Here is a 2,843-nt window from a genome sequence, read left to right as displayed (position 1 = left end):
GCGTAAGAGCCGGCCGGCGATGCGTGGCGTGCCGCGCGCACGCCGCGCGATCTCCAGCGCACCGTCGTCGCCAAGCGGCATTTGCAGGATGCGGGCGCCGCGCCGCACGATCTGCTCCAGCTCTTGGACCGTGTAGAAATTGAGCCGTACCGGAATGCCGAAACGGTCGCGCAGCGGATTGGTGAGCAGGCCGAGCCGCGTGGTGGCGGCGACGAGCGTGAAGCGGGCAAGGTCGATCTTGACCGAACGCGCCGCCGGTCCTTCGCCGATGATCAGGTCGAGCTGGAAATCCTCCATCGCCGGATAAAGGATCTCCTCCACCGCCGGGCTCAGCCGATGGATCTCGTCGATGAACAGCACGTCGCCTTCCTCGAGATTGGTCAGCAGCGCGGCAAGATCACCGGCCTTGGCGATGACGGGACCCGAGGTCGAGCGGAAATTGACGCCGAGTTCGCGCGCCATGATCTGCGCCAGCGTCGTCTTGCCGAGACCGGGCGGCCCGACGAACAGCACATGATCGAGTGCCTCGTTGCGGCCCTTGGCGGCCTCGATGAACACTTTGAGATTGGCCCGCACCGCCGCCTGGCCGACGAAATCGTCGAGCGTCTGCGGCCGCAAGGTCTGCTCGGCATCCTCGCCGCGTTTTTCCGGCGCAATCAGGCGGGGCGACAGGCTCATGACGCCTTCCTTGCACACGGCAAGGAACTGAACAAGCGACGGTTCACCGCGCCAGTTCCTTCAGCCCGAAGCGGATCAGCTTCGGCGCATCGGCATCCTCGCCCGCCGTCTTCAGCGCCGCCGCCACAGCATTGGCGGCGGTGTCGCGCGAATAGCCGAGATTGACCAGCGCCGAGACCGCGTCGGTGATGGGCGCGGATGCCACGCCGTCACCGAGTTCCTGTTTCAGGCCGATGGTGCCCGAGGCGGTTCCGGCGTAGGCCGGCGCCTTGTTCTTCAACTCGGTGACGATGCGCTCGGCCACTTTCTTGCCGACGCCGGGCGCGCGCGAAACCATGGCGATATCGCGCAGCGCAATGGCGTTGGCGAGATCCGCCGGCGCCAGCGTCGACAGGATGGCCAGCGCCACCTTGGCGCCGACGCCCGGAACATTGTTCATCAGCAGCCGGAACCACTCGCGTTCCAGCACCGACTGGAAGCCGTAGAGGCGCAGCATGTCCTCGCGCACATAGGTCTCGATGAACAGCACCACCGCTTCGCCGGGCGAAGGCAGCGCCGCCAGCGTGCGCGCCGAGCAATAGGCGACGTAGCCGACGCCATGGATGTCCACGAGGCAATGGTCCTCGTCGACCTCGTCCAGCGTGCCCTTGAGCTTGCCGATCATGCCAGACCTTTCATGGAAGATGGGCTCTCATGGGTGCGTCTCAGGAGAGATGATGTCGAGGTCGGGAAAATAGCTGCGGTAGCGAGCAGCGTCGCGGGTCAAAAGACGATGTCCAGCGACGGTCGCGTGAGCGCCGATAAAGAAATCGGGCAAGGTTCTTTCCCTGACGCCACCGGCCCGGCGATAGCGGGAATGCGTAACGCCGGCAAGGAACGCCGCGTCCCAAGATACAAGTTCGCGATCCATCCCAAGCATGTCGACTGCTTTTCGAAGCGCCGTTTCCGTCGCAATCAGCGGCGCCAACTCGGACCAGACGATCGTGTTGACCACCAACGCGCCGTCGCGGCGGCAGGAGGCGATTGCCGATGCCGACCATCCTTTCATCGGTCCGGCTGGACCCCAAACATCGATCAGGACATTTGTGTCAATCAACGTCGAGATCTTCACGCGGCCCCCTCAACCACTCCATGTACTGATCGGTGGTCATGCCTCCCAGATCCAACGTCCCCTCCATCTGGTCGAGGACATCGCTGAACCTGCGCAATTTCTCTTCCTGGGAGAGGTTCTCGTTGACGGCAACCAGCCGAACACCCTCGTCGGTGGCCACGAACTCCACCTCGGAGCCCGGGGCGATGCCCAGACGGTCCCTTATCGGCTTGGGGATTGTGACTTGCCCCTTGGTGGTCACGCGCATGGTAATACCTCTGCGGTATTACTTATCCCTGCAGCGTGAACAAGTCAAGAACATAGCTAGCCGGCCAGCGCCATCCTGTAGGCCACGCTCTGCCGGTGATGCGCGTGGCAGATGGCGATGGCGAGCGCATCAGCGGCATGTTCGGTATCGAAGACGGCTTTCGGCAACAGCACCTTCACCATCATGTGGATCTGCTTCTTGTCGCCATGGCCGACGCCGATCACCGCCTTCTTCACCGCGTTGGGCGCATATTCTGCAACGACAAGCCCCGCACGCGCCGGCACCAGCATGGCGATGCCACGCGCCTGGCCGAGCTTCAGCGTTGCCACCGCGTCCTTGTTGACGAAGGTCTGTTCGACCGCCGCCTCGTGCGGCATCGCGCTGTGCAGGATTTCGGCGAGCCCGTCATGCAGCTGGCACAGCCGCGTTGCCAGCGCCGCCTTGTCGTCGGGCTTCACAGTGCCGGAAGCAATGAAGCGCAGCGAATTGCCGAGGCTTTCGACGATGCCCCAGCCGGTGCGCCGAAGCCCAGGATCGATACCGATGATGCGAATCGCTTCCGCCATTTGCCGAGTTTACCTCCGGCCCACAGCGATGCCAGCGAAATGTGAACAAACCGGAAACAGAAGACGGACCGAGGTCTAACCCCGAGCGAAAGCCGTGTTGAGCAGGCTGATCTGGTCGGAAACCGGATTGAGGCGGCGAGCCATCGGTTGCATGTCGACCAAGGCGCTCGAGCCATAGATCTCCTCGTCCATGCGGCGCACCAGTGCTTGCAGGCGCAGCGAGCGGGTGACGAGATCGAGG

5 protein-coding genes and 1 pseudogene are annotated in these 2,843 nt (G+C 63.7%); all 6 read right to left on the bottom strand.

Annotation, left to right across the window (positions count from 1 at the left end; translation table 11 throughout):
* On the bottom strand, positions 1-678 hold a 678-nt coding region (gene ruvB / locus EN906_RS29510; protein WP_127375576.1), incomplete at its 3' end, for a Holliday junction branch migration DNA helicase RuvB.
* Between the two features lie 43 nt (positions 679-721).
* Positions 722-1,342 carry a Holliday junction branch migration protein RuvA gene (gene ruvA / locus EN906_RS29505; protein WP_013529140.1) on the bottom strand — a complete coding sequence of 207 codons (621 nt, stop codon included), beginning with the start codon at positions 1,340-1,342 and terminating at the stop codon, positions 722-724.
* Positions 1,343-1,369: 27 nt separating this feature from the next.
* Positions 1,370-1,789, bottom strand: coding sequence for a type II toxin-antitoxin system VapC family toxin (locus EN906_RS29500; protein WP_127268491.1), 420 nt, complete (start codon positions 1,787-1,789; stop codon positions 1,370-1,372).
* Positions 1,767-2,036, bottom strand: a complete 270-nt coding sequence (locus tag EN906_RS29495; RefSeq protein WP_127268490.1) for an AbrB/MazE/SpoVT family DNA-binding domain-containing protein — start codon at positions 2,034-2,036, stop codon at positions 1,767-1,769. Before EN906_RS29495 ends, EN906_RS29500 begins: the two co-directional genes overlap by 23 nt.
* A 56-nt stretch (positions 2,037-2,092) precedes the next feature.
* Positions 2,093-2,602, bottom strand: coding sequence for a crossover junction endodeoxyribonuclease RuvC (ruvC, locus tag EN906_RS29490; protein ID WP_127375575.1), 510 nt, complete (start codon positions 2,600-2,602; stop codon positions 2,093-2,095).
* Between the two features lie 75 nt (positions 2,603-2,677).
* A pseudogene (locus EN906_RS29485) lies at positions 2,678-2,843 on the bottom strand (DUF1465 family protein); the annotation flags it as partial.

Source organism: Mesorhizobium sp. M7A.F.Ca.CA.004.06.1.1, assembly GCF_003999135.1.
In the GTDB taxonomy this organism is placed as follows: domain Bacteria; phylum Pseudomonadota; class Alphaproteobacteria; order Rhizobiales; family Rhizobiaceae; genus Mesorhizobium.
The sequence above is the reverse complement of the archived record's forward strand: the minus strand, read 5'-3'. Positions and strand labels throughout refer to the sequence as shown.